The following is a 25,978-nucleotide window of genomic DNA, read 5'->3' as shown; positions in this document are numbered from 1 at the left end:
ACATCCGGGCGGCATACGGATAACCGTTCCGCGCGGGCGGCGAGATTTCTTATTATTGTTGGCTTCTATTATTGGTTATTTCATCGGTATTGTTAAGCCCGCGCTGCAAAAAAACACCCGGTCGCAATGCTGCCCGATTAATTGCGAGGCCTTGCCGGACAGGTCTACAAAGCGTCTGGCCAGCGGATTGTCGGGAATGATACCTAGCCCGACTTCATTGTGAACCAGGACCATATCGCAGGGAATTTGCAGCACTGCCTGCAGCTCGTCCAGGATGGCGGTTTCGGAATGGCCGTGGTACAGCATGTTGTTGAGCCACATCGATACGCACTCGACCAGCACGGGCCGGCGGCAGTCCTTCAGCGCCTCGAACAGCCTGACGGGCTCTTCCAGGGTATCGAAAAAATCCTGGCGGCGCTGCTTGTGGACGGCGATGCGCGCCTGCATCTCGTCGTCGAAAAACTCGGTGGTGGCCAGATAGTAGGGCTTGAGGTCCCCGGCCTGCTCCAGTATGTAGGTTTCGGCCAGCCGGGACTTGCCGCTTTTGATGCCGCCAATGAACAGCGTTTTCATGTCAGCAAGGCTCCTGCGATCAGGAGGGTCAGCACGATAAGATTAATGCCCGTTTTCATGTTCAATGCTTGTTCCAATGTCGTTTGATTGATCGGATGGATTGACCAGCCCAGTACCGGCTTGTGCTTGATGCGGCCGTGGTAGCGGGCGTCGCCGCCCAGCGCCACGCCCAATGCGCCGGCCATGGCCGCGATCGGGAAGCCGGCGTTGGGGCTTTCGAGCTTGCCGCCGTCGCGCAGGCAGCATTGCCAGGCCCGCCGTCTGTCGTCGGCCAGCGCAATGATCAGCAGCGCCGTCAGCCGGGCCGGCAGGTAATTGGCGATATCGTCCAGCCGGGCCGCGACCTTGCCGAAATAAAAATAGCGTCCGGTCTTGTAGCCGATCATCGAGTCCATCGTATTGACGGCTTTATAGACGGCGATGCCCGGCAGCCCGAACAGGACCAGATAAAACAGCGGCGCGATGACGCCGTCGCTGAGGTTTTCGGCCCAGGTTTCCAGCGCGCCCTTGTAGACCTCCGTTTCGGTCATGGCCCCGGTGTCGCGGCTGACCAGATAGCTCAACGCCTGCCTGGGATTTTCGGCCGTCAGCAGGCCGGCGACGCTGGCGTGCAGCATGTGCATGGCCAGGCCGGTCGAGGCCGCCATGGCTAGAACGGGCAAGGAGAGCCAGGCCGGCAGCAGGCCGGCCAGATAAACCAGTGCGGCGGCTATCGACAGCGTCAGCGCCAGCAGGCCGGTCACGAGTAGCGCGCCGGTCAGGATGCGGCCTTGGTAAAAACGCCGTTCGAAGGCCGAGATAAAGTCGCCCATCCACATCACGGGATGCTTGCCGGGCAGCTCGCCGATCGTCAAATCGATCAGATAGGCCAGTAATGCCAGTTCAAAATACATCGGCCGGCCTTTTATAAATGTAGGGTACGCACTGCGTACCCTACACAACGGATTTTTATATCCATATCAATCCTGCAGCGCCTCCAGAATCGCCGCGATATCCAGCTGCTGCGCGACCATGTCGGCAAAGCCCTGGATTTCGGCCTCGCGGTAGGCCGTATAGTCATAGCCCTGATAGGCCGGATTGATGGCTTTGAAATAAGCGGTGCGAAAGTCGTCATTGTCGAAAATGCCGTGCACATGCGTGCCGGCGACGTGCTCGTGCCGATGCGCCAAAGGATACTTGGCCATGCGGCCGCAATGGATTTCATAGCCTGTGACGGCCGGGCAGGAAAACAGCTCGTACTGCCCGCGCTTGAGGATTTTCGGGATTTTATAGACTACCGTATCGTCGAACAATCCCAGCCCCGTTTCGCTGCCGGCGGTGTCATGCTCGAGCGCATCGGGGTCGTGCAATTTGGTGCAGAACATCTGATAGCCGCCGCAGATGCCGAACACCGGTTTTTCTAGCTGCCGGATCTCGTCGAACAGGCCCAGCGCTTTCAGCCATTGCAGATCGCGGATCACGGTCTTGCTGCCCGGCAGCAGCACCATGTCGAACTGGCCCAGCGGCCGGTAGGCGTCGATCAGTTCTACCTGCACCTCGGCATCGGCCATCAGCGCATCGAGGTCGTTGTAATTGGCCAGGCCCGGGTAGGCGATCACGGCGGCGCGGATTTTGACATCGCCCAGGCGCTGCCGGTAATTCTGCAGCGACTGCGAGTCTTCCATGTCGATATTCAAGGGCTGAAAGGGGAGCACGCCCAGCACGGGCACGCCGAAACGCTCGCGGATGATCTTCTCGCCCTCGTCGAAAAAGCGCCGGTCGCCGCGGAATTTGTTGATCACGACGCCGATCAGGTTGGCGCGCATGACCGGGTCCATCAACTCCAGGGTGCCGTAAATCGATGCGAAGACGCCGCCGCGCTCGATGTCCGCGACCAGGATGTTTTTGGTATGGAAGGTTTTGGCGATGAAGGTGTTCGACAGGTCCTTGTGCAGCAGATTCAGCTCCACGGGCGAGCCCGCGCCTTCGGCGACGATCAGGTCATAGGACTGCTGCAGGGTCGAGAAGGCCTGCCGGACCTGCTGTTTCAGAGTGCCGATCTCGTCGTAATAAGCGGCGATCGATTCGTTTTTGTAAACCTGGCCGTTGACGACGACCTGCACGCAGCCGTTGCCGTGCGACTTGAGCAGTACCGGATTGAACAGCACGCTGGGCTCGACGCGCGCGGCCTCGGCCTGCAGGCACTGGGCGCGCGAAATCTCGCCGCCTTCCTGCGTGACGGCCGAATTGTTCGAGACGTTCTGCGCCTTGAACGGCGCGACGCGCAGGCCGCGGTCGGCAAAGATGCGGCACAGGGCCGTGACCAGCGTGGTCTTGCCGGCATCCGAACTGGTGCCGAAAACTGCTAAGGGTTTCATTTCAATCATCGCCTAATGTTGTATTAACCACGAAGACCACGAAGGACACGAAGAAAAATATAAACTTCGTGTTCTCTGTGTTCTTCGTGGTTAATATTAAAGTTCAGAGGTTATCGTATTCAGGCATCGCGCCAGCTCGGCAATCGCCTGTTCGTCCTTGACGGCAAAGCGCACATGACGGCGGGTCAGCCCGGCAAAATTATCGCAGACGCGGATCAGAATGCGCGACGGCGCGAGCTTTTCCTGCAATTGATAGCCATCCATGCCGGCCAGTTCCGCCAGCAGGAAATTGGCCTGTCCGTCATAAATGCGCCGGAACAGGCCGCAGTCCGACAGGGCTCGATGCAACTGCCCGCGCAGTTCGCTTGTCTGCCGGCGGGTCTGTCCGATAAAAGCCGTATTTGCCAGCGCCTGCTGCATGTAAGCCATGTCGAGGCTGGACAGTTTCCAGGCCGGCTCCAGGCGTTTCAGCGCTTCGATCGCCGGACTGGCCGCCATGACAAAGCCGATGCGGATGCCGGCGCAGCCGTAAAACTTGCTCAACGATTTGATCAGATACAGTTTGTCGTAGTGTCCGATGTGGCCGGCGACCGATTTATTTTCACAAAGCTTCCGCTCCTCAGCAATCGCTCCCGGCATTGCCCCTTGTGCCCCAGAGGGTATACCTCCTGCATTCATGCAGTCATGCTCACGCCCCTTGCCTACGTCCTGTAGGCAAAAGTCCAGAAACGACTCGTCGATGATGATCGTGCAGTCGGCGGCCCGCCATTTGTCCAGCCAGTCCTTCAGGTCGTAAAGCCGGCCGTCCGGCGTCGATGGATTGACGAAAATGACCGTGCTGCCTCGGGGAACATCGGCCGCAGGATCGACAAATCGGTCGATGGTATGCAGCCGGCAGCCGAGCTCGCCGGCGATATGCGCATATTCGCCATAGAGCGGCGCGTACAAGACCAGATCGTCGGGCTGCAGAAAGCGCAGCAGGGCAAAAATGGCCGCGCTGGCGCCGTTGAAGACTTCGATATCGGCGCCGGGCGGGCCGGGGTAGCGTTCCTGCAGCGCCTGTTTCAACAAGCCGTAATGCGGATCGGCATAAGGGCCGAGCTGCACCTGCTGCAGACAGTCCAGCGTTGCCGCCTGCCGCGGGTTGATATTGGCCGAGAAATCCAGCACCTGCCGGGGCAGGCAGCCCAGGTTTTGAGCGAACCGGTAGATATTGCCGCCGTGCTTCATGAATAAACTGATGTCATGCAAGGGTTAAATATTTTTACCATGAAGCGTAGGGTACGCATCGCGTACCATTTTTGATGACCTAACACCCCAAAAGGTACGAGACTGTGAAAGTATTCAATTTAAAGGGTTTAACCACGAAGGACACGAAGAGCACGAAGTTTTAAGCCTTTGATTAACTTAATTTTTTCTTCGTGTCCTTCGTGATCTTCGTGGTGAATAAGGCTTTTTATGACGTTTTTCACTAATTCTTTCACAGCCTCGTACGCGATGCGTACCCTACAAACTTCATTTACAAGTTGATGTAATCCACGTAAGTGAAATCGACGCTGTGCCGCAGCTTATGCACGGAGCCGGCGTCGATGCGCAATTGGAACGAATTGGCCAAGGGCATGTTCAGGGCGCGCGCCAGCAGGGCGCGGATCACGCCCGCATGGGTGATGACCAGCACCTGCTCAGCCTTGACCGTCGCCAGATCCTGCCAGAAGCCGCCCGCGCGCAGGTACAGATCCTCGAAATTCTCGCCGTTCGGCGGCGCGGCCTTGACGAAATCATTGGTCCAGTTTTGCACGGCATCGGCATCGATATCGTCGAAGCGCAGCCCTTCCCAATCGCCGAAATGCAGCTCCTTCAGGCGCTCATCGGTGGTCACGGCTTCCGAAAAGGTTTTGGCCAGCTCCAGGCAGCGCGTCAGCGGGCTGCTGAACACCTTGCAGCCGGCATCGAACTCGGGCAGTTTGTCATGCAGATCCTGGGCCTCGTCGGCAAAACTGTCGGCCAGACCGATGTCGCTGTGGCCGTAGCAAAGCCCCGGTTCCGCGGCCGTGTTGGTATGGCGAATCAGATAAATGTCCATAAAATACTCACACTCAAATAAAAAACGGTTTCGGCGATCTGCTGGCTGGCGCCGAGGCAATCGCCGGTATAGCCGCCGATACGGCGGTAAAAATAACGGCCCAGCAGCCGGTTGACGGCCAGCACGGGCAGGATCGCCAGCCAGCAGAGGGCCGGCAGCAGGAGCAAGGGCAATAAAGCCAGGCTTGCCGCAAACAGCAGACCGGCGATGCCGGGCCTGAAAACGGCGGCGCCGGCCTTGCTGTGGTCGATGCGCGCATAAGCGTAACGGTGCATGATCAGCAAGGGCGGCAGCCGGCTGAAGCTGTGCCCTGCAAGCAACAACAACGGCACGGCGGCCGCCGGCAGCGAGCCGAGCACGCTGATCTTCAGCGCCAGCAGCAGCACCAGGCCGAGCACGCCATAGCTGCCGGTCCTCGGGTCCTTCATGATCTCCAGGATGCGCGGCTTGTCGAAGCCGCCGCCGAAGCCGTCGCAGACATCGGCGAAGCCGTCTTCATGGAAGGCGCCGGTAATAAAAATGCCTGCGGCAAGCGCTACGATGACGGCTGTCTGCTGCGGCCACAGGCCATCGGCCAGATAAAAACCCAATGCCGACAGCCCGCCGACCAGCCAGCCGACCAGCGGCAGGTAAACCGCGGCTTCGGGCAGTTGCCGGTAATCCAGCTTTTGGGGCACGGGCAGGCGCGTGTAGAAACCGAGCGCCAGCAGGAACAGTCTTGGATGGGGCATGACTGTTTTTCAGACTGTCCAGTCTTCGGTACTTAAATCTGCAAAAACAGTTTGGATATCGGTAAAAATTTTGTCGGCGCTGACCAGCATGCAATTTTCCGTGATTGCGGTCGAGATCATCATCAAGTCTATATTGTGTTTTTTAAGATTCTCTTGATTGAGGTTACGCAAATCCTTGATGGATTTTTTTAACAAACCGAAAAGCTCGGCTCCTTGGGGAGTCAAGGGTAAACAGCAAAAATCTTTTTGCATTTGAATGATTTTTTGCCGAATACGGAGTTTTTTACTTTCCGGCGCATTGGCGAAACCGTATTCAAATTCATAGAGCGACAGTACCGAAAAACAGACTTTGTCGGTATCAGTGAGCATTGACAGGCGCTGCAGAATTTTAGGGTGCGCTGGGGCCGATGCGTTATAAAGGTCTGACAGTGTATTGGAGTCGAGTAAATAATTCATTCGGATTTAAAGGCAAAATCTTGCTTGAATTCTTTCATATCCTGCTTGAATTGCTCGGTATGCTCTTCCAGATCAATAGGATTTTCGGCAATGCGCTCGGCAAGCTGCGCCCATTTTGACGGTTTTTGCCGTGCTTCCAGCGCGCGACGGATGGCGTCATAGATGAATTGATCAGGATTCGGTAAATGGTTGATCTGCTCTACCATTTCATGGGGTAAATTGATAATGTGCTGCATGGTTTTATGCTCCGGTTACGCAGTTGTATAGTCAATGGTCAATAGGATGCGAAACTCAGGAAGGAATTCACTGCCAGATTAACCGATTGATGGGACTTATTAAAGTTTCAGTTGCGCGCCGAGGACTTTTAATGATCAATCCCGGCCTCATCGAACGACGCCATCTCATTCAGCATCAGCACGGCCGACTGCAGCAGCGGATAGGCCAGGGCGATGCCGGAGCCTTCGCCGAGCCGCAGGTCCAGATTGATAAGCGCACGTGCATTGAAGTGCTCAAGCAGCGCCTGATGCCCCTGTTCGCGCGAGACATGGCTGAACACGCAATAATCGAGCACCTGCGGATGCAGCCGGCTGGCCACGAGCAGGGCGCTGCCGGCGATGAAGCCGTCGACCGGGATCAGCATGCCCAGCTCGGCCGCCTTCAGATAGGCGCCGGTCATCATGGCGATCTCGAAGCCGCCGAACGTCGTCAGGGCCGCCAGGGGTTCGGTAATGGCCGGGTGCCGCTCCAGCGCCTGCCGCAATACCGCGACCTTGTTGCTCAGTTGTTCGTCGTTCAGGCCGGTGCCGCGGCCTACGCATTGTTCCAGCGGCAGTCCCGTCAGCACATGCATGAGCAGGGCGGCGGACGAGGTGTTGCCGATGCCCATTTCGCCGAAGCCGATGCAGTTGCAGCCCAGCTTGTGCTGGCTTGAGACAATTTCCGCGCCCGTTTGCAGGGCTTCCAGGCATTGCCGGTCGGTCATGGCCGGTTCCGTCAGGAAGTTGCGCGTGCCCTTGGCTATCTTGGCGCCGATCAGCGCCGGATGGCTGTCCAGATCGGCATTGACGCCGGCATCGACGACCAGCAGTTCCATGCCGTGCTGGCGCGCGAACACGCTGACCGCCGCGCCGCCGGCCAGAAAATTGGCGACCATTTGCGCGGTCACGGCCTGCGGATAGGCGCTGACGCCGGCTTCGGCCACGCCGTGATCGCCCGCGAAAACGATGAGGCAGGGCTTGTTCAGGCGGGGCGTCAGGGTGTTCTGGATCAGGCCGATCCGCAGCGCCAGTGTTTCGAGCAGGCCCAGCGCCCCCAAAGGCTTGGTCTTCTGGTCGATTTTTTGCTGCAGGGCGGGGCGAAGCGTTGACGAGAGCGGGGCGATGGAGAAATTCAGCGGCACGGTGTATCCCAGGTATTTTCAAATAATAAAGTGTCCAGATCCTTGCGCTCGGCCCATTGCGCCTGTTCCAGCATCGGCTTGTCGTAGAATTCGACGACATGGCCCAGGCACAGGATCGCTACGGGCTGGCTGTCTTCGGGCATCTTCAGCAGGGCTTTGACGTGTTCGGGCTCGAACAGGGACACCCAGCCCATCCCCAGGCCTTCCGCCCTGGCCGCCAGCCACAGGTTTTGTATCGCGCAGGCCAGGGAGGCCAGATCCATGTCCGGCAGCGTGCGCCGGCCGAAAATGTAGTGCTCGCGCCGTTCGCACAAGGCGGCCACCAGCACGACCGCGCATTCGCGTATGCCTTCCACCTTCAGCTTCATGAACTCGTCCTCGCGCTCGCCCAAAGCCCGGGCCGTATTGATGCGCTCCTGCTCGACCAGCGCATGCAGTGCATTGCGCAGACCGGGATCGCTGATGCGCACGAACCGCCACGGCTGCATGAAGCCGACGCTGGGTGCGTGATGCGCGGCCTGCAGCAGGCGCTTCAGGACTTCGGGATCAACCGGGTCGGGCAGGAAGTGGCGCATATCGCGGCGCTCGTAAATGGCGCGGTAGACGGCGGCGATTTCGTCGTCGGCGTAACGGTGTCGGGTCATGGTACTGATCAATATTAAACGGCCCGGTGGGGGCGACTTCAGTCGCCTATTATCGCCCAGAATGCAAGGATGAGTCTAAATAAGTCATAGATAGCCAACGTAGGGTATGCATTGCATACCCTACGCTACGATGTTAGAAAAGATAAGGATGGGTCGCTTCGAAACCGTGCACTTTGGCTTTCGGATTGAAAGCCGGCGGCTGCCAGTCTCCGCTTTCCTGGCCGGCCAGGAAGCCGGCCAGCCATAAGGCCTGGTTGCGGATCGGCAGAATAAACGCGTATAGCTTGCCGTTCGGCAGTTCGGCGACATCGCCGAGCGCGTAGATATGTTCGTCCGAGGTCTGCAGCCGCTGATTGACCTTGATGCCTCGGCCCGTTTCCAGGCCCGCCTGTTCGGCCAGCTCCGTGCGCGGCTTGAAGCCGGTGGCCACGATCACGGCATCAAAAGCGGCCGAGACGCCGGTATTGACGCTGACTTTATCGCCTTCCCGCGAAAAGCCCTGCACCGCCTGGTGCAACAAGACTTTCACGCCCGAGCCTTTGAGTACGTTCAGCAGGGATACCGAGTCCTCCGTGACCAGCTGGCGCTCCATGAGCCGGCCCGAGGCATGATACAGCGTTACCGGGTCGCCCGAAACGGCCAGGTCGGAGGCCACCTCGCAGCCGATCAGGCCGCCGCCGATGATGGCCCAGGCAGGCCGCCGGTTCCGGTCCAGAAAGCCTTGCCGGAACCGGCGCAGCTTTTTCAGATCGACCAGATTGTTCAAGCGGAAAAACAGCTCATCATAAGGCCTGAACGGCGGCGGGATGAAAGCGGAGGAACCCTGCGCCAGTATCAGCTTGTCGTACGACAGCAGGGTCTGTTGATCGGGGCCGTTGACGGCGACGGTCCGCTCGGCCGGATTGATGGCCGTGACTTCGGCGGCGCTGATGATGTCGATACTCTGCGCGCGCAGCTTGTCGAAGGGTTTCAGGATGATGGACTGTTCGATAGTGTCGGTGCTGAAGCCCCGCGACAGCAGCGGCCGCGAATAATAGCCGTCATTCTCGCGCGTGATCAGCGTAAGCCGCGCATCGGGGCACAATGCGCGGTATTTTTCCACGAAGCTGACGCCGCCCACGCCGGAGCCGATGATAACGATATGCATACGGTTCTCTTTAAGGTACGGGATTATTCCATCAACTCATAAGCGCTTTTCTCGGCGCCGCATTCAGGACAGCGCCAGTCGTCGGGTATGTCCTCAAAGCGCGTCCCCGGCTCTATGCCTGTATCGAAATCGCCTTCCGCTTCATCATAGATATGACCGCAAACGCTGCACCGGTATTTTTTAAAGTCGGACATAAACGCTCCTCTCGTGCTGGTTAAAAAACAATTATTTCTGACTGTAACAGATCTTTTTTAGTTTTAACTAGTCTTTTTTAAACGGCAGATAGGTCGCCGCATCCTGCTTATAAAGCGCCACGGCTTGTCGTTCTTCATGCAGAAAATGTTCCACGGCCCTGGCAAATTCGGCATCCTTGAGCCAATGCGCCGAACAGGTCGTGACCGGCTCGAATCCCCGAGCGATTTTATGTTCGCCCTGGGCGCCGGAGTCGAAGCGCTTCAGGCCGTGCGCGATGCAATATTCCAGCCCCTGATAGTAACAGGCTTCGAAATGCAGGTTGTTGTATTCTTCATAGCAGCCCCAATAGCGGCCGTAGAGCGTATCGGCGCCGATCACGCTCAATGCCGCGCCGACGTATTGATCGTCCTTGACCGCCAGCACCAGCAGCAACTTTTCGCCCATCGTCGCCGCCAGCTGCTCGAAAAAGGCCAGGTTCAGGTAGGGTGACATGCCGTTTTTCAGATAGGTCATCGTGTAGAACTGAAAGAACGCCTGCCACTGCGCCGGACTGACTTCACGGCCGCTGAGCCGGCGCAGCTCGATGCCTTGTTCGCAGACCCGCCGGCGCTCGCGCTTGATCATCTTGCGCTTGCTTGAACTGAAGGTTTGCAGGAAGTCATCGAAATCGCGGTAGCCCCGGTTGAGCCAGTGAAACTGCACGCTTTCGCGCAGGCTCAATCCCTGGTCGCGCAGCCATTGCGCCTGCTCTGGCTCGGGAAACAGGCAATGCCAGGAGGAGATGCCGTTCTGTTCGGATAACTGCTTGATGAAGGCAACCAGCAGGCGCGTGACTTCCTGCGCATCGGCCGATTCATCGACCATCATGCGCGGCCCCTGGCAGGGCGTGAACGGAATCGCGGTCAGCCATTTCGGGTAATAATTCAGGCCGCACTGCTGATAGGCGTGCGCCCACTGCTGGTCGAACACATATTCGCCGCGCGAGTGCGTCTTCAGGTACAGCGGCATGCAGGCCCGCGGCACATCATTCCGCAGCACCAGCAAATGATGCGGCGACCAGCCGGTTTCGGCCGCCGCGCAGCCGCTCTGCTCCAGTGCCAGCAAGAATTCGTGGCGCAGAAATGGATAGCCGTCCCCGGCCAGCCGGTTCCAGGTTCCGGCATCGACTTGCGCCATGCTGGTGATCGGTTTTACGTCCATTTTTAGCGATGAATCAGATGAATTAGTAGCAGGGTATCATTAAACAGCGGATTAAATTCTACAACTATCGGCTGAGTTTTATTGCTCCGGGTTCCATGAAGCGTCCAAAAAACTTATCATTGGCAGGTGAACAAATCCTTTGAATGGCCATGACCAACAGACCCTTTTCCCAAGCTTGCGAGAACAATAAAGACCCCATTCTTCGGGTGATCCGCCCTGTTTTCAGCCGGCCGCTTACGGTCTGGGAAATCGGCAGCGGCACGGGGCAGCACGCCTGCTATTTTGCCGGGCAGCTGCCGCATGTCAACTGGCAGCCGACCGACCGGCAGGAGAATATCGCCGGCATCGAACTGTGGCGGCAGGCGGCAGGGCTGGCGAATCTGAGGCCGCCGCTGATCCTCGACGTGACCGATGCCGCATGGCCGTGCACTCGTATCGAGGCGCTGTTCACGGCCAATACGCTGCACATCATGAGCTGGCGGCAGGTTCAGGTTTTCTTTGACCGCCTGGGCCAATACCTGGCCCCGGACGCGCCGGTATGCATTTACGGGCCTTTCAACTATCAAGGCCGTTACACCAGCGACAGCAACGCCCGGTTCGACCAGTGGCTGAAGAGCAGGGACCCGCTCAGCGGCATCCGGGATTTCGAAGCGGTCACGGCTTTGGCGGCCTCGATCGGGTTGCAGCTGGTGGACGATGTCGCGATGCCGGCCAACAACCGTCTGCTGGTGCTGAGCAGGCAGGCGGATTCCGGCTGAAGGCTCAAGCTGTCGCCAGCCGGTAGCATTCGTCGGCATGGTCGATCAGCGCGCCGACGACCTGCGCATCGAGCCGGCCTTGCGCGACGAGTGCCTGCAAATGCCCGATGATTTCATCCTTCGCCAGCCGGCCGCGGTAGGAGCGGTGCTGCGCGAACGCCTGAAAAATATCGGCGACGCTGACGATGCGCGCTTCCAGATGGATCTCTTTGGGCGCGCGCTTGAACGGATAGCCCAGGCCGAGCAGATTTTCATGGTGATAGCCGGCCCAGACCGGTATCGGCGTGTGGCCGAATACGCGCCGCAGAATCCGATAAGTGTCATAGCTGTGCCGGCGGATGCAGGCGTATTCCCGATCGGTCAGCGGCCCCGGCTTTTCGATAATGGCCTCGTCGACGCGCAGCTTGCCGATGTCGTGCAGCAGGCCCGCGATTTCGATCAGGTCCAGCACCGGTCCCGTCCTGCCCAGCTGTTCGGCCAGGTAGCGCGCGATCTTGGCGACGCGCTCGGAGTGTTCCTCGGTGTAGTGGCTTTTGGCGTCGACGATGCGCGAGAACAGCAGCGCCAGTGCGCGCAGTTCATCCATATTCAGCGTAATCTGAGTCTGATGGCTGCTGAACTCGGCCAGTTCCTCGTCCAGATATTCAGGGTCCATGGACAGCCAGAAGGCTTCCTCGTCGGCGGCATGGGCGAAGGCTTCGACCAGTTCGGGCGCGAACATGCGGCCGGCCTGCTTTCTGGCATAGTCGACGATGGCCGGGTACTCCAGCAGGATCTGTTCGCTGCCGATAAAAGGCAGTTGCAGCGTGTCGGCGCGGTCGGCAAGATAGATCAGGTTCGAGCGCAGGCGCGTGGTTTCATTCAGAGGCAAGCTCTGCAATTTCTCCCAGCGCGTATGATGGTAGCGGATGTCGACGGCCAGATGGGCCAGCGGCGCGCAGGCCCGTAAGTAGGCGTCGGCGCGGATACAATGCGCCTCCGCGCCGTCCCACTCCAGGGTTTCGGATATAAGGCGGTGCTCCTGCACCCGGGAGACGCCGCAGTCGTGCAGCATGCCGGCGTGCATCAGCGTCAGGCAGTCGGCCTTGCTCCAGCCCAGTTCCCGGGCCACGTTCTTGGCCATGATCGCGACGCGCTTGCCGTGCTTGACTTCGTCGATGCCGACCAGATCCAGTGAACTGCTCAAGGCCGTCACTGTGCTGTGTAGGTCAATTTTCAGTTGTTCCATGTTGATACCCGTTCTGGTTCGGTGCGTTAAACGATTTTTTGACACCTGAAAGCCGGAATCATTCACAGGCAGTTTTCAGGCCGGAGCAGGTCAATTGACCTGCAGCACCAGCAGGCTTCCCGCGATCATGACCAGGCTCGCCGCCAGTCTGCGCAGCAGATCCGGCTCGTTGAAGATCCGGTAGCCGAGGAAGACCTGCAGCAGCATGCCGAGCTGAAACAAGGCCAGCGTATAGGCAATCAGCATTTGCGACATCAGCACCAGCGTCAGGTATTGCATGACGAATACCGTCAGGCCGACGGCCGTGATCGGCAGGACATGCGGCTGCGAATTCCTGATGTTGTCCGCCAGCCGTTCCGTGGTCAGGAACCTGTTGGCCAAAAGGATCAGCGGCAATCCGAACAATGACCAGAAGATCAGCGTCTCCAACGGGCCGGAATGCTCGAGCGAGTCTTTCAGAAAAATCGTGCCGATCGAAAACAGCAAAATGGACAGGAACCGGGCCTGCACGCCGCGATCGCGCCATAGCCGGGCGAGCCGGTCCTGCGCCGTGCCGGCCGACGGCGGCAGCAGCAGAAAGCTGCCGGCGACGATAATCAGGATGCCGGCAAAGCCTTGCGCGGTCGGCACCTCGCCCAGAAAAACGAGCGCCAGCAGCATGGATATGATGACTTTGTAGGCATTGAGCGGACCGAACACCGACAGGTCGGTCCTGGACAGGGACATCACCAGAAACATCCAGCCGCCGACATCGAACAGGGACGCCAGCAGCACATTGATCCAGAACGGCGGAGTCAGATGGGAAAATCCGGCGCTGAAAAGGAATGGCAGAGAGAGAAGAGCCAGCACGGCATAGGTGGTGGCGACGATGTAAAAGGGATGCAGGCCGTGATGCGACAGCTGTTTCTGAAAGACGTTGGACACCGACGACAGCACCAGCCGGCCGAAAACGAAAAAAATTTCCAAAAGCGGTTTTCCTTATGCATGAATCTTGAATGACGCAAGGGGGCGCATTCTAATGGGCATTAGCGTGAAATGGAAGGGCATTGGACTTGCGCTTCGGCAGGATGAGCTGGCCCAAAGCAGGCGCTCCGGACGATACAGTGAAGCGCATCGCTCGCGCGTGAGTGATATGATCGACATCCAGAAACGGGTGGCGGACAAACAAGGGGGTATCCGCCCCAGCCTGAAGGACTGGTTGCGGAAAATGACGCATAATGCCGCCCCGAACCACTGTTTAGGAGCATAAACCATGCATTGTCCACTGTGCCGGCACGACTGCAGCGTTTTTTATCATCAGGATGCGCGCCGCGCCTATCACCAATGCAACCGCTGCCGGCTGGTTTTCGTGCCGCCGCAGTATCGCCTGTCGCCGGAGGCGGAGAAGGCGTACTACGATCTGCACAGGAACGATCCGCGCGACGCCGGCTACCGCCGCTTCCTGTCGCGGGTCTTCATCCCGATGCGCGAGCGGGTGCCGGCGCCGGCGCAAGGCCTTGACTTCGGCAGCGGCCCGGGGCCGACGCTGTCGCTGATGTTTAGCGAGGCGGGCTATGACATGGCGATCTTCGATCCCTACTATGCCGCCGACACAGCGTTACTGCGCCAGCGCTACGATTTCATTACCGCCAGCGAAGTGGCGGAGCATCTGTTCATGCCCGGCGAGACCCTGACCACACTGCTGGCGCTGCTGCGGCCGGGCGGCTGGCTGGGGTTGATGACGAAAATGGTCATCGACCAGGCGGCCTTCAGCCGCTGGCACTACAAACAGGATCCCACCCATGTGTGCTTTTTCTCGCGCGAGACCTTTATCTGGTGGGCGAGTCAGACAGGGTGTCAGGTCGATTTTGTTGGTAACGATGTGATTTTGTTGCAGAAATCTTGGTCGGGATGACGGAACATGGCTGTAATTCGCATCATTTCTTCAACCGCCAAACGACAGGGGCCTGACGGTTGTTTCGGTAACATTTTGCCCAACCCAACGGTTCACCCTCGGCCAATGGTTCGCCGATAACCCGTCGTGCACCGGACACAGGGCGGACACGCAGGTCCGCCCCTACGGTTCATTCCGGAATTGGAAATGGCCTGCCGGTCGCGTAGGGGCGAACCTATGTGTTCGCCCTTGCCCAACGGTTCACCCCCGGTCAATGGTTTCCCGATAACCCGTCGTGCACCGGACACAGGGCGGACACGCAGGTCCGGCCCTACGTTACCCGGAATTGGAAATGGACCTGCCGTACGAGAAATTGCCAGAGGATCTTACCTGAGCAACAACAGCGGCTTTTTGCTGTTCAGCAGCATCCTGGTCGTAAAACTGCCCAGCAGCAGGTCGTGGAGGCGGGTATGGCTGAACGCGCCCATGACCGTCATGTCGAGGTCATGGGTCTCCTGGTACTCGAACAGCACCTGATCGGGCTTGCCGGTCAGTTTCTTGGCGATGACTTCGATATCGCCGGCCTGCCTGAGCTTGTTGGCGACCAGATCGAGCAGTTGCCCCTTGCCGTTCTCGTCCTTGCTGACGTACACCAGATGGCAGACCATGCCTTTGTACAAGGGGCTGGTCGCGACCATGTCGACGGCTTTCTCGGCCGCCTTGCTCCCGTCATAGGCGAGCATGATGCGCTGCGGCGCCTTGAATGCCTGGTTGACGACCAGGATCGGCTTATGCAGCGAGCGGATGATGGATTCGAGCTTGGCGCCTATCTTGTCGGGCTGGTTCTCGTGTACTTTGCCGCGCAGGCCGATGACCAGCACGCGCATGCTGTCCTCGAGTTCGATCAGCGACTCGACCAGGCTGCCGTGGCGCTGATTGGTCAGGGGCTCGGCGATGCCGGCCCGCATGACACGCTCCCTGGCCGTCTGCAGCAACAGCTTGCCTTGTTGCAGCCGTAACTTGCTGCGCTGCTGCTCGAGGCTGATGATCTCCTCCAGCAGATGATCGCGGCTGTCCAGGCCGATGTTGCCGGACAGATCCGAGGTCGGCGCCGTCTCGGGATGATGATCGATCGTATGCAGCAGCTTCAGCGGCGCATCGACGCGCTGGGCGATCCAGGCCGCGTAATCGCAGACCGCCTCAGTGAGCGCCGAACCGTCGATGCATGCCAAAACCCTGTTGCTATCAGTATTCATTAATGACCTCCCATGATTTTTTCTATTTCTTCGGGTTTATCGTAGATGCCGAAGCGGTCGATGATTGTCGTGCTGGCTTCGTTCAGACCGATCATTTCCACATCCGCGCCTTCGCGCCGGAATTTAATGACCACCTTGTCCAGCGCCGAGACCGCAGAGATATCCCAAAAATGCGCGCGGTGCAAATCGATCACGACCTTGTCGACGGCTTCCTTGAAGTCGAATGCCGCGCAGAATTTGTCGGCCGAGTTAAAGAAAACCTGGCCGATCACATGGTAGGTGCGTGTATGGCTCTCTTCGTCCAGTTCCGAATCGACATACATGAAGTGGCTGATCTTGTTGGCGAAGAACAAGGACGCCAGCAGCACGCCGACGAACACGCCGGCCGCCAGGTTATGGGTCCAGACCACGACAATCACGGTCGCCACCATGACGATGTTGGTGGACAGAGGGTGTTGTTTCAGGTTGACGATGGAACGCCAGCTGAAGGTGCCGATCGAGACCATGATCATGACCGACACCAGCGCCGCCATCGGTATCAGCGATATCCAGGCATCCAGGAACACCACCATGATCAGCAGGAAGGTGCCCGCCGTCAGCGTCGACAAACGCCCGCGTCCGCCGGATTTGATATTGATCACGGACTGGCCGATCATCGCGCAGCCGGCCATGCCGCCCAAAAGCCCCGCGCCGATATTGGCCAGGCCCTGGCCCTTGCATTCGCGATTCTTGTCGCTGGGCGTGTCGGTCAGATCGTCGACGATGGTCGCGGTCATCAGCGACTCCAGCAGGCCGACCATGGCGAGTCCGGCCGAATAAGGGAAAACGATCTGCAGGGTTTCCAGCGTCAGCGGCACCTCGGGCCACAAAAACACCGGCAGGGCGTCAGGCAGCTGGCCCATGTCACCGACCGTGCGGATGTCCAGGTTCAGATAGATGGCGACACCGGTCAAAACGACAATGCAGACCAGCGGCGAAGGCACCGACTTGCCGATTACCGGCAGGTAGGGAAACAAATAAATGATCGCCAGGCCCGCCGCCGTCATGGCGTAGACGTGCCAGGTGACGTGGGTCAATTCCGGCAGCTGCGCCATAAAGATCAGGATCGCCAGGGCATTGACGAAACCGGTCACGACCGAGCGCGAGACAAAACTCATCAGGCTGCCGATTTTCAGATAGCCACCGATGATTTGCAGCACGCCGGTCAGCAGGGTTGCCGCCAGTAAGTATTGCAGGCCGTGCTCCTTGACCAGGGTCACCATCAGCAGCGCCATCGCGCCGGTCGCGGCCGAGATCATGCCGGGCCGGCCGCCGACGAAGGCGGTAATGACCGCGATGCAGAACGAGGCGTAGAGTCCGACCTTAGGGTCCACGCCGGCAATGATGGAAAAGGCGATGGCCTCGGGGATCAGCGCCAGTGCGACGACCGTGCCGGCCAGCAGATCGCCGCGGATGTTACCCAGCCAGTCCTGTTTTTTCGATAAAAAGAGCATAGTGTTCCTGTCTATACATAAAGGGTTGACGGCCCGTGCCGTCGTTTGATGAATGAGTGTAAGAGCAATAGTATGAAGACTAAGGCGGGTAGTGTTTATGGTTCATGATGGGGTTTGAAAGTGGTTGGGAAACAGGTTGGCAATTACAGCGTCAGCCAGAACACCAGCAAAGCGGTGCCGGCGGTATAAGCCGCGATCAGTTTTATTTTTTGGTTCCGGGGCCGTGCGCGCCAGTGGCGGGCCTTACGTCTTTTATAGCGCAGCCAGGCCGCCAGCCGGTTTCTTTTTGAGCGGCGATACAGGCGCGGCCAGGCGCGATAGAAGCGATACAGTCCATATATCATGACGACCAGCACCGTATTGACGATGATGGTTTCGCTGGCGTGGTGCCCGGTATTCAGAAGGAGCTCCAGAACTGACTCGACAAATTCTTCGATGGCCTCGATAAACAGATGCAGCAGTTCGAAAATAAAGTGCAGGACTTCAATAACGAACTCCAGTATCTCGTCGAGCAGCAAGATCACGATAAACAGCAGCGCAAACTGCCGCGCGATCCGGATCAGCATTTGCCGGTCGGTTTCATAATGCTGATCCGGTGGCCGGGTGATCGCTTGTTTACGGAACAAGCGGGCTGTCTTGTCAAGCAGGCTGGATAGTTTCAAGGGCGTAAAGACTGGTTTTTGCAATGCACGCCTGTTCAGGCGATGCCGGTTATCGAGCTTGTGATGACTAAGGTTTTAACAACCTGACGCGGGATGTAAATAACAAGCCATTAATATAGTAAGTGGCGGGTATTATATGACGATGACTGTTATTTTGTCACCCCGCGCAAGGGTCTTGGCAATCAACGGCAGCCGTCCAGCCGTAGGATACGCAGGGCCGTCCCTGTTTTCCACGGTTCGCCGCCCGATTTTATGCCGACTCTGAAAAACCTTTATAAATCAACGATGTCGCTGCATGGCAACAACATCGGTTTTATTGGTTTTTATGGCTTATGTAAACTGAGTAATAGGATGTGCCGACGCCAGGAGGCGCACTTGTGCCCTTTAGGGTATCGTTCGCGAGCGATGCGCTTCACTGCGCCGCATCTGCTTCTGATCGGCACATCCCGTGCGGGATTCCAATTTCAGGACGTCATTTTTAGCCAGATCCTATTCCCGCGCTTATTTTCTATAACTCAAGGCCGGCAATACCAGCAGGCTGCAAATAATCGTCAGGGCGATGCCGATGGACAGCAATAGCCCCATGCTCGCCGTTCCCAGATGGGAGTTAAAGGCCAGGCTGCTGAAGCTGCACAAAGTCGTCAAGGCGCTGAAAAACACGCCGCGCGCGGAACTCGATTGCAGCAGATCGACGGCATCGCTTTGCGGATGCTGCAGCCGGTGCACCATGTGGATGCCGCTGTCGACGCCCATGCCCAGCAGCAACGGCAGGACGATGATATTGGCGAAATTGAACGGATTGTTCAGCAGCACATTGCAGGCGGCGGTCAGCAGGGCCGCGAGCAGTAGCGGCGTAATGATCAGCAGCGTCGATTTCAGGCTGCGCGTCATCGCCAACAGCAGCAGGATGATCAGGGCCAGGGCGCTGGCAAAAGCCTGAATAAAGGCGTCCACAATCGCCTGGCCGGATGTCACGTCGCCGACCGGCAGGCCGAATATCGAGGGGTGGGTCGCCATGGTTTCATTGACGAAGGTTTTGAGATGCTGCGGATTGTTAAGATCCTGCTCCGGCATGACCAGTACACGGAACAAACCGTTGTCGCTGACCCACTGGGAGCGGACGGCATCCGGCAGGTCGTCCAGGCCGATGTCCGACGCCGTCAGGCCGTCGCGCAGCATAAGCATGGTGTGGGGCAGCAGTCTGAACAGGCTGTGTTCCAGCGCGGCATAAGCGGCGGCAGGATTATCCCGGCTGTCGGCGTGCTGGATGAAGGCCTGCACATTCTGATGCATTCCGGCGAGCAGTTCGGGCGAAACGCGCGGCGTCGGCTGGGCGGCGGCCTGCTGCAGTGCATGGTCCAGCTTGACCAGTGCGGCGCGCACGTCGGAGGGCTCCGGCGCGCGCTCGAACCGGTCGAGCTGACCTGGCATGATCAGGTTCAGATTATCGATAATCTCGAGCTTTTCATCCTGCTGTTCAGGCACCAGATTGCTCAGGGTGACCGCTTCGTGCACGCTCGGCAGCCGGGCAAATTCTGCGGCCAGGCGGTCGGCCTGCGTCAGGTTGTCGGTCAGCGCGGAGACGGCAAAAGGCGAGTCGGTTTTTGATTGCAGCAGTTTCTTGAAGGCGACCACGGACTGGGTGTTGGGATCGCGCAGGTTGATCGGATTGGTATCGAACGTCACTTGAGTGAGCGTGAAGCTGGCCAGGATGGCAACGACCAGGGCGCCGAGGCGGATGGCCCGGGCATGGCGGAACGGGAATCCATAGACCCAGCCCGGCAGCGTGGCGCCGTCTTTTGCCGGCCATGCCTTGATCGGCATGACTTTCAGTATTGCCGGCAGCAGGCTCAGCGAAACGGCCAGACCGATGAACATGCCGCCCCCGGCGATGACGCCCAGTTCCGATACGCCCTTGAAATCGGTGGGGATAAAAGCAAAAAAACCGATGGCCGTCGTCAAGGCGCACAGGAACAGCGATGGCCCCACCGTATGCATGCTTTCCAGGATGGCTTCATCGGCGGCCTGGCCCTGCCGGCGGCATTCCTGGTAATGCAGGCATAAATGCGTGGCGAAATCGACGCCCAGGCCGATATAAAGCACTGCAAAAGACACGGATATCAGATTGAGATGGCCGACCGTCAGGGTCGCGAAGCCGGCCGTCAGCACCAGGCCGCCGATCAATGCCACGAAGGTCGCGAACAACAGCCGGAAAGAACGCAGACCCAGCCAAAGCATGAGACAGACCAGCAGCAGCGAGATGGCGCCCGATACGATCATGCCCTGATTGACGCTTTCCATTTCCTCATGCTCCAGAGCGACCTCGCCGGTGAAGCTCAGGCTGACGCCCGGATAGTCATGGGCCATTTCGGCGGCCAGTCCCCGCAAGTAGTTCATCGGCTTTCCGGCCGGCAGCAGTTCGTCAAAATCCATATGCGGCTTGGCGATGATCAGGCGCCGGGTCTGATCGCGGCCAAAGTTTTCCTCGGTTAGCAGTCGCTGCCAGGAAACATAATGCGGCTGGCCCGCCTTGACCGCGACCAGCGCCCGGTCGATCGCGCCCAGCAGCGGATCGAGCGGCAGGGACTGCTCCTGCTGTTTGTCCTCCAGCGCCAGCGACAGGATGTCGGTCAGGCCGGCCACATGGTAATTCTTGGACAGATAGCCGATAAAAGGCTGGGCGTCGACGAGTTTGTCGGACAGTTTTTCCAGCGCATCGAGGTCCAGGTACAAAAAGCCCTGCCGTCGGAAAAAGGGATTGTCCTCCGGAATATAGGCCGACTGGAACAGCGCGGACTGGGTTTGCAGGCGCTTGTTCACAGCCTCGGCGGCCATGGCCGTCTGTTCCGGCGTGGTTGATTCGACGACCACGATAATGGACGCGGCATCCTGCGGAAACGCCTGCTCCAGTTTCATCCTGACCTGCACGAACGGCAAATCCGGCGCCAACAAGTCCGAGGTATTGGTATTAATGCTCAGGTTGCGGACCGTATAGGTGAGGCTGGCGCCGCTGAGAATGATGCACAGCAGCAGGATCAGCCAGGGAAAGCGCAGAGGCAGAGCGGCCAGAAATTGAAACGGCCGATTGTTTATCGATGGAGCGGTAGAGGAAACCATGAAATTTAATCCTTCTTATCGACCGGCTTGGTTGACAGCCCGGTCTTAATACGTTCAAGCAGTGCGGTCATCTGTTTTTGTTCTTGCCGGGTCAGCGTGCCAAGCACTTCCGCTTCCACGGCATCGGCGATTTTCCACAGTTTCTGCATAATGGGTTGTGCTTTGGGCATGAGTTCCAGGCGGTAGGCGCGCCGGTCTTCGTTGTCCTTGTTGCGACGGACCAGGCCCGAGTCCTCGAGCAGGTCGATCTGCCGGGCCAGGGTAATGGGCTTGATTTCCAGGGTTTCCGCCAGGTCGATTTGCCGGCAGTTTTCATTTTCGGACAAATGCACCAGGGCTCGCCATTGGGCGTGGGTGAAACCGATCGGTTCGGCGGCTTTGTTAAAACGTTGACGGATAACGTGACTGATTTCGTAACTCAGAAATCCAAATTTTGAATGCATAAATAGAAAGCTAAGAACAAACTTACCAGGCCAGATCCGAGACATAGAAAGCGGTAAGTATAATAAGGGGCGGGTACTATATCAAAACTCACGAGTTCCGGCAATCCATGTCATGGCATGCGCTATGAAATAGTTGATGCTACCCGGATCCTCGCTCCCGCCGCGGACAGGGTAAAGGCATACCGGCTTTGCCGGCCCTGACTTTTCAGCCCACCTGAATATCCACGCTCGGATAACGGACCCGCCGTTTTTGGGGCGTGGCGATCACATAGGTCACCGTCAACGGCCCCAGGCGTCCGAGAAACATCAAACTCATGACCAGCCACTGGCCGGCCGCCGACAGTTCGCCGGTCAGGCCCCGGGACAGGCCGACCGTGCTGAGCGCCGACACGACCTCGAACAGGATGTCGAGCAGCGGAGCACCCTCCAGCGCTGACAGCGTCAGCGTGCCGACAAACACCAGCATCAGCGAGATGACGCTGACCGAGAATGCTTTCATGACCACATTGCGCGGCACCGACCGGCGCAGCATCGTGACATCGTCGCTTCGGCCCAGAAAGGCGTAGGTGGTCATGAACATGACGATAAACGTGCCCAGCTTGATGCCGCCGGCCGTGCTCATCGAGCCGCCGCCGATGAACATCAGCAGGATCGTCAGCAGCGCCGTCGGATCGGTCAGTGACTCGACGGGCACGGTATTGAAGCCGGCCGTGCGCGGGGTGACGGCCTGAAACCAGGCCGCAGTCAATTGATCGGCCAGCGGCAGGTTTGCGATCGTGCCGGGATTATGGCGCTCGAAAAGCCAGATCAGCAGCCAGGCGGCCAGGTTGATGATCACCGTGGAGCCCAGTATCAGTTTCGTATACGGCTGCCATCGTTTCCAGCCGCGGCGGGTGTGCCACAGGTCCTGCAGCACGACGAACCCGAGTCCGCCGATGATAAACAGAAATGTGATGATCAGGTTGACCTGCAAATGCCCGGCGTAGGGCATTAAATTGTCGGCGGACAGCGCAAAGCCGGCGTTATTGAAAGCCGAAAGCGCATAGAAAAAGGCATGATAAGCGGCGCGCGCCCATCCCAGCTCGCCGCTCCAGATCAAGGTCAGCAGTACAATGGCGGTACTCTCGACCGTGAGCGCGAAATAAATCACGGCGCGCGCCACTTCGCGGATCTTGTCCAGGCTGGTCTGGTTGAACGCCTCCAGCGCCAGCAATTGATGCCTGACGCCGATTTTTTTGCCTATGCTCAGGATGGTCAGCACCGAAAAAGTCATGAAGCCCAGGCCGCCGGCCTGAATCAGCAGCGCGATGACGGTTTGTCCGAATACCGTATAACGCGTGCCGGTATCGACCACGACCAGGCCGGTCACCGTCACGGCCGAGGTGGATGTGAACAGCGCTTCCAGCCAGGTGACAGGTTCGGTCGAGGAGAACGGCAGTTTGAGCAGGCTTGCGCCGAGCACGATCAGCAACAGATAGCCGGACGTCAGAAGGGCCGGGGGGCTGACTTTCAGGACCCGGCTTTTGAACGAGGATTGGCCTTTTTCGAAGCGGCTGACGAGCTGGTCCACCATTGCGCTATACGAATCTGGCCGCGAGCTTCATCAGCGACGTTCTATTACCGGCCAGAACCACGGTGTCGTTCGCTTCGATCACGAACTGCGCGGCGGGACACGGAATCAACTGCTCGCGCCGTTTCACCAGTATGCCGAACACGTCGTCCTTGACGCTTTCCAGCAGCTCGGCCAGCGCAGTGCCGGCCAATCCGGCGGTCACCTTGACCTCGACGACATATTGCCTGTTGCCCAGCGCCATGTATTCGCGGATCATCGGATAAGCCAGCGCCTGGGCAGTGCGTGTGCCCATTTCCTCTTCCGGATGAATGATGCGGTTGACGCCCAGCCGGCTTAGGATCAGGTGATGCGCCTGGGTCGTCGCCTTGACCCAGATGTTCTCGATGCCCATGTTTTTCAGATGCACCACGCAGATCAGGCTCGCCTGCATGTTTTCGCCGATCGCCACGATAACGGCATCGTAATCGATCGGGTTCAGCTCCCTTAAGGCATGGTCATCCGTCACATCGGCAATGGCGGTGTAAGTCAGCGAATCCGACAGCATCTCGATGACGCGCCTGTCGCTGTCGATGCCGACGACATCATGCCCCATCTTTACCAACTGGAGCGCCAGGGTCGTGCCGAACCGCCCCAGGCCAATCACTGCGTATTGCGCCATAAATAACCCCGTTAGTTATTAAAGTCTATTTATCGCCGAGAGACGAAGGACGACCCGATCTATAGCTTTAAATTCTAAAAAACAGATATAGAAATCTAATCTTATCGTTTTTAAGAAACAAAGGCGTCTATTACTATTAACTCAGACACACCGTTCAATCATTCATTCAAACCGCAAACACCATAAGAGGCACGGACATGGCGGCCAACAGCGAGAACAGTAATCTGAAAAAACAGCGTGCGGCGGAAATCTCAAGCCGGATCAGGCACATGCTGGAGGACATCCGCTTCGGCTCGATCGAAATCGTCATTCACGACGGCAAGGTCGTGCAGATCGAGCGCCGGGAAAAACTCAGGCCCGGCGTGTTGGATAACTAGCCCGGCAACCGCTACCGGACCACCGGAGATCAATTAAAAAACAAAAAACAGCGAGGGACCGGACAACCGGAAATGGCTGTGTATTCAAGGGGGAACAAAATATGGCTATTTTCAGAAAAACCGCCTGGGCGCTCGCGGTCGGCGGTTGGTTGATCAGTCCGGCTCAGCATGCCGCCGAGAAGTCGGACCAGAAGGCTTCCAGTTATTACGTGGAACCCGGCAGCTACGGCACCAAGCGGGAAACCGATCCGCCTGAGTATGTGCGCAATTTGAGTAAAACCGGCATCAAGGGCACCGAAGACATGACCTGGCTGAATGTCGGCCTGGATTACCGGATGCGCTACGAGCGCCGCGACGACGACCTGCGCCGCCCGGTCAGCAGCGGCCTGGACGAGCCGGTTTTGCTGCGTACCCGCGCTTACCTGGGCGTCAAGGATATTCTGGACCCGCTCCGGTTCGTGGCCGAATTCGAGGATGCGCGCGTGTATAACAGCCGATTTCCTCGCTCAAACCGGGAAGTCAACGAATTCGAGCTGATCCAGGGCTATGGGGAACTCCATTTCAAAGACGCGCTGGGCTACGATGACCGGGGCAATGCCCGGCCTGCCTTTATCAGGGCCGGTCGGATGGCGTTCGAATTTCTGGATCGGCGTCTGATCGGGCTCAACCGCTGGCGCAACACCACCAACAATTTCCAGGGCTTTCGCGCCAGTATCGGACAGGACGCCAATGACTGGGCGGTCGATTTGCTGGCGCTGCAGCCTTTGACCCGGCTGATGACCGATTTCGACAAGCCGAACCAGGACCAATGGTTCTCGTCTATCATCGGCCACTGGCGCGGCTGGTCCGATATCGTCACGATCGAACCTTATTACATGGCGCTCAGGCAAGACGCTAGTGCCGCGAACAACAACCAGGCCCGCGATATTCACGGCACGGGTTTGCGCCTGTACGGCTGGGTCGGCGACACCGGCATCAATTACGACTTCAGCGGCATGTATCAATTCGGCCGCGACGGCGGCCGGCAGCATGACGCCTACATGGTGACCTCGGAAGTCGGCTATACCTTCAAGGCGCACCCCTGGAAACCCAGAATCAGCGCCTTTTATGGCCATGTCAGCGGCGACCGGGATCCCAACGACAACAAGAACAACCGGTTCGAACGTTTTTTCGGCTTCGCCAGACCCTGGTCATCGGATGATTACATGGTGCCGGAAAACCTGATCGCGCCTAAGATCAGAATCGAATTCGAACCGATCAAGGGGCTAAAGATAGACAGTGGTTACAGCGCCTTCTGGCTGGACAGCAAGACCGACCGTTTCAGGAATTTGTTGGACGGTTCAAGTTTCAACCGCGACCGGACTGGCCAAAGCGGCGACTTTTTAGGCCACGGCCTCGATATCCGCGCCCGCTGCCACCTGACGCGTTTTATCGCCGCCAACGTCGGCTACACCCATTACACGTTCGGCGATTTCACTCGCGCCCGGCAGGAAGCGGCCAACGGCAGCAGTTCGGATGATTCGGATTTTGTCTACGTCGAACTGAGCTTCAATGCCTTGGATATTTTTAAATGACACACGGGGCTAAGCACGATGAACCCGTCGAGATCGCCTCCCCGGCAGATTTATCTAAAAATTAGATAATAAATTCGAATTATATCGTTTCTATTATTAACCCGGCTTTCGTACCATTTGCGTCAATGGGCAAGTACCCCGAAAAGCCGTCTTCAAACCTTTTACAATCTCTTATACACAA

General features: G+C 58.2%; 27 protein-coding genes. 5 read left to right on the top strand and 22 right to left on the bottom strand.

Annotated elements, in window-relative coordinates:
* Positions 1 to 75: 75 nt before the first annotated feature.
* The 13 genes from METMA_RS0108245 to METMA_RS0108185 all read right to left on the bottom strand — a co-directional run bounded on the left by METMA_RS0108245 (position 76) and on the right by METMA_RS0108185 (position 10,785).
* A complete protein-coding gene (locus METMA_RS0108245) occupies positions 76 to 573 on the bottom strand; it encodes a bifunctional adenosylcobinamide kinase/adenosylcobinamide-phosphate guanylyltransferase (RefSeq protein ID WP_020158607.1) in 498 nt (165 codons plus the stop codon).
* A complete protein-coding gene (gene cbiB / locus METMA_RS0108240; protein ID WP_020158606.1) occupies positions 570 to 1,466 on the bottom strand; it encodes an adenosylcobinamide-phosphate synthase CbiB in 897 nt (298 codons plus the stop codon). The genes METMA_RS0108245 and cbiB overlap by 4 nt, the downstream gene beginning before the upstream one ends.
* A gap of 66 nt (positions 1,467 to 1,532) precedes the next feature.
* Positions 1,533 to 2,930 carry a cobyric acid synthase gene (locus METMA_RS0108235; protein ID WP_027147144.1) on the bottom strand — a complete coding sequence of 466 codons (1,398 nt, stop codon included), beginning with the start codon at positions 2,928 to 2,930 and terminating at the stop codon, positions 1,533 to 1,535.
* Between the two features lie 96 nt (positions 2,931 to 3,026).
* On the bottom strand, positions 3,027 to 4,181 hold the full coding sequence (locus tag METMA_RS0108230; RefSeq protein WP_020158604.1) for an aminotransferase class I/II-fold pyridoxal phosphate-dependent enzyme: 1,155 nt from the start codon (positions 4,179 to 4,181) through the stop codon (positions 3,027 to 3,029).
* A gap of 268 nt (positions 4,182 to 4,449) precedes the next feature.
* Positions 4,450 to 5,013 (bottom strand): alpha-ribazole phosphatase, encoded by a 564-nt coding sequence (gene cobC / locus METMA_RS0108225; RefSeq protein WP_020158603.1) that lies wholly within the window; start codon positions 5,011 to 5,013, stop codon positions 4,450 to 4,452.
* Positions 4,998 to 5,744: an adenosylcobinamide-GDP ribazoletransferase gene (cobS, locus tag METMA_RS0108220; RefSeq protein WP_020158602.1), complete on the bottom strand. Its 747-nt coding sequence runs from the start codon at positions 5,742 to 5,744 to the stop codon at positions 4,998 to 5,000. The genes cobC and cobS overlap by 16 nt, the downstream gene beginning before the upstream one ends.
* A gap of 9 nt (positions 5,745 to 5,753) precedes the next feature.
* Entirely contained in the window at positions 5,754 to 6,200 is a 447-nt protein-coding gene (locus tag METMA_RS0108215) for a type II toxin-antitoxin system VapC family toxin (protein ID WP_020158601.1), read from the bottom strand.
* The gene (locus tag METMA_RS0108210; RefSeq protein WP_020158600.1) at positions 6,197 to 6,436 is read right to left on the bottom strand and encodes a hypothetical protein; all 240 of its coding nucleotides are present in this window, start codon (positions 6,434 to 6,436) and stop codon (positions 6,197 to 6,199) included. The genes METMA_RS0108215 and METMA_RS0108210 overlap by 4 nt, the downstream gene beginning before the upstream one ends.
* 128 nt (positions 6,437 to 6,564) lie before the next feature.
* Complete coding sequence (gene cobT, locus METMA_RS0108205) at positions 6,565 to 7,599, bottom strand: nicotinate-nucleotide--dimethylbenzimidazole phosphoribosyltransferase (RefSeq protein WP_020158599.1); 1,035 nt, start codon at positions 7,597 to 7,599, stop codon at positions 6,565 to 6,567.
* Positions 7,590 to 8,243 carry a 5,6-dimethylbenzimidazole synthase gene (bluB, locus tag METMA_RS0108200; RefSeq protein ID WP_020158598.1) on the bottom strand — a complete coding sequence of 218 codons (654 nt, stop codon included), beginning with the start codon at positions 8,241 to 8,243 and terminating at the stop codon, positions 7,590 to 7,592. Before bluB ends, cobT begins: the two co-directional genes overlap by 10 nt.
* A gap of 133 nt (positions 8,244 to 8,376) precedes the next feature.
* Positions 8,377 to 9,390 carry an NAD(P)/FAD-dependent oxidoreductase gene (locus METMA_RS0108195; RefSeq protein WP_020158597.1) on the bottom strand — a complete coding sequence of 338 codons (1,014 nt, stop codon included), beginning with the start codon at positions 9,388 to 9,390 and terminating at the stop codon, positions 8,377 to 8,379.
* Positions 9,391 to 9,413: 23 nt separating this feature from the next.
* Entirely contained in the window at positions 9,414 to 9,584 is a 171-nt protein-coding gene (locus METMA_RS0108190; RefSeq protein WP_020158596.1) for a rubredoxin, read from the bottom strand.
* Positions 9,585 to 9,651: 67 nt separating this feature from the next.
* Complete coding sequence (locus tag METMA_RS0108185) at positions 9,652 to 10,785, bottom strand: GNAT family N-acetyltransferase (protein ID WP_020158595.1); 1,134 nt, start codon at positions 10,783 to 10,785, stop codon at positions 9,652 to 9,654.
* A 149-nt stretch (positions 10,786 to 10,934) separates the two neighbouring features.
* Here METMA_RS0108185 and METMA_RS0108180 point away from each other — a divergent pair, with 149 nt between their 5' ends.
* Complete coding sequence (locus tag METMA_RS0108180; RefSeq protein ID WP_027147143.1) at positions 10,935 to 11,543, top strand: DUF938 domain-containing protein; 609 nt, start codon at positions 10,935 to 10,937, stop codon at positions 11,541 to 11,543.
* A 4-nt stretch (positions 11,544 to 11,547) separates the two neighbouring features.
* On the opposite strand, the gene METMA_RS0108175 is transcribed toward METMA_RS0108180, so the two are convergent.
* Together METMA_RS0108175 and METMA_RS0108170 are read right to left on the bottom strand one after the other, a co-directional pair.
* Complete coding sequence (locus METMA_RS0108175) at positions 11,548 to 12,771, bottom strand: HD domain-containing phosphohydrolase (RefSeq protein ID WP_027147142.1); 1,224 nt, start codon at positions 12,769 to 12,771, stop codon at positions 11,548 to 11,550.
* Between the two features lie 90 nt (positions 12,772 to 12,861).
* A complete protein-coding gene (locus METMA_RS0108170) occupies positions 12,862 to 13,737 on the bottom strand; it encodes a DMT family transporter (RefSeq protein ID WP_020158592.1) in 876 nt (291 codons plus the stop codon).
* Between the two features lie 52 nt (positions 13,738 to 13,789).
* On the opposite strand from METMA_RS0108170, the gene METMA_RS0108165 reads away from it, so the two are divergent.
* On the top strand, positions 13,790 to 14,020 hold the full coding sequence (locus METMA_RS0108165) for a hypothetical protein (protein WP_020158591.1): 231 nt from the start codon (positions 13,790 to 13,792) through the stop codon (positions 14,018 to 14,020).
* A gap of 3 nt (positions 14,021 to 14,023) precedes the next feature.
* On the top strand, positions 14,024 to 14,665 hold the full coding sequence (locus METMA_RS0108160) for a class I SAM-dependent methyltransferase (protein ID WP_020158590.1): 642 nt from the start codon (positions 14,024 to 14,026) through the stop codon (positions 14,663 to 14,665).
* Positions 14,666 to 15,030: 365 nt separating this feature from the next.
* On the opposite strand, the gene METMA_RS0108155 is transcribed toward METMA_RS0108160, so the two are convergent.
* The 7 genes from METMA_RS0108155 to METMA_RS0108125 all read right to left on the bottom strand — a co-directional run bounded on the left by METMA_RS0108155 (position 15,031) and on the right by METMA_RS0108125 (position 23,846).
* The gene (locus tag METMA_RS0108155; protein ID WP_020158589.1) at positions 15,031 to 15,900 is read right to left on the bottom strand and encodes a universal stress protein; all 870 of its coding nucleotides are present in this window, start codon (positions 15,898 to 15,900) and stop codon (positions 15,031 to 15,033) included.
* The gene (locus METMA_RS0108150; protein ID WP_020158588.1) at positions 15,900 to 17,393 is read right to left on the bottom strand and encodes a SulP family inorganic anion transporter; all 1,494 of its coding nucleotides are present in this window, start codon (positions 17,391 to 17,393) and stop codon (positions 15,900 to 15,902) included. The genes METMA_RS0108155 and METMA_RS0108150 overlap by 1 nt, the downstream gene beginning before the upstream one ends.
* Before the next feature lie 143 nt (positions 17,394 to 17,536).
* Positions 17,537 to 18,079: a hypothetical protein gene (locus METMA_RS0108145; RefSeq protein ID WP_156830473.1), complete on the bottom strand. Its 543-nt coding sequence runs from the start codon at positions 18,077 to 18,079 to the stop codon at positions 17,537 to 17,539.
* Between the two features lie 477 nt (positions 18,080 to 18,556).
* Positions 18,557 to 21,172 (bottom strand): MMPL family transporter, encoded by a 2,616-nt coding sequence (locus tag METMA_RS0108140; protein ID WP_020158586.1) that lies wholly within the window; start codon positions 21,170 to 21,172, stop codon positions 18,557 to 18,559.
* Between the two features lie 5 nt (positions 21,173 to 21,177).
* On the bottom strand, positions 21,178 to 21,615 hold the full coding sequence (locus METMA_RS0108135) for a MarR family winged helix-turn-helix transcriptional regulator (RefSeq protein ID WP_020158585.1): 438 nt from the start codon (positions 21,613 to 21,615) through the stop codon (positions 21,178 to 21,180).
* 205 nt (positions 21,616 to 21,820) lie between these two features.
* Complete coding sequence (locus tag METMA_RS0108130; protein WP_020158584.1) at positions 21,821 to 23,188, bottom strand: TrkH family potassium uptake protein; 1,368 nt, start codon at positions 23,186 to 23,188, stop codon at positions 21,821 to 21,823.
* A gap of 4 nt (positions 23,189 to 23,192) precedes the next feature.
* A complete protein-coding gene (locus METMA_RS0108125; RefSeq protein WP_020158583.1) occupies positions 23,193 to 23,846 on the bottom strand; it encodes a potassium channel family protein in 654 nt (217 codons plus the stop codon).
* A 197-nt stretch (positions 23,847 to 24,043) separates the two neighbouring features.
* Here METMA_RS0108125 and METMA_RS0108120 point away from each other — a divergent pair, with 197 nt between their 5' ends.
* Both METMA_RS0108120 and METMA_RS0108115 read left to right on the top strand, forming a co-directional pair.
* Positions 24,044 to 24,223, top strand: a complete 180-nt coding sequence (locus METMA_RS0108120; protein ID WP_020158582.1) for a YezD family protein — start codon at positions 24,044 to 24,046, stop codon at positions 24,221 to 24,223.
* A gap of 101 nt (positions 24,224 to 24,324) precedes the next feature.
* Entirely contained in the window at positions 24,325 to 25,797 is a 1,473-nt protein-coding gene (locus METMA_RS0108115; protein WP_020158581.1) for an alginate export family protein, read from the top strand.
* Positions 25,798 to 25,978 lie beyond the last annotated feature (181 nt).

The organism is Methylobacter marinus A45 (assembly GCF_000383855.1).
Lineage (GTDB): Bacteria > Pseudomonadota > Gammaproteobacteria > Methylococcales > Methylomonadaceae > Methylobacter > Methylobacter marinus.
Note: the sequence above shows the minus strand (reverse complement) of the source record. Positions and strands in the feature narration are given on the sequence as shown.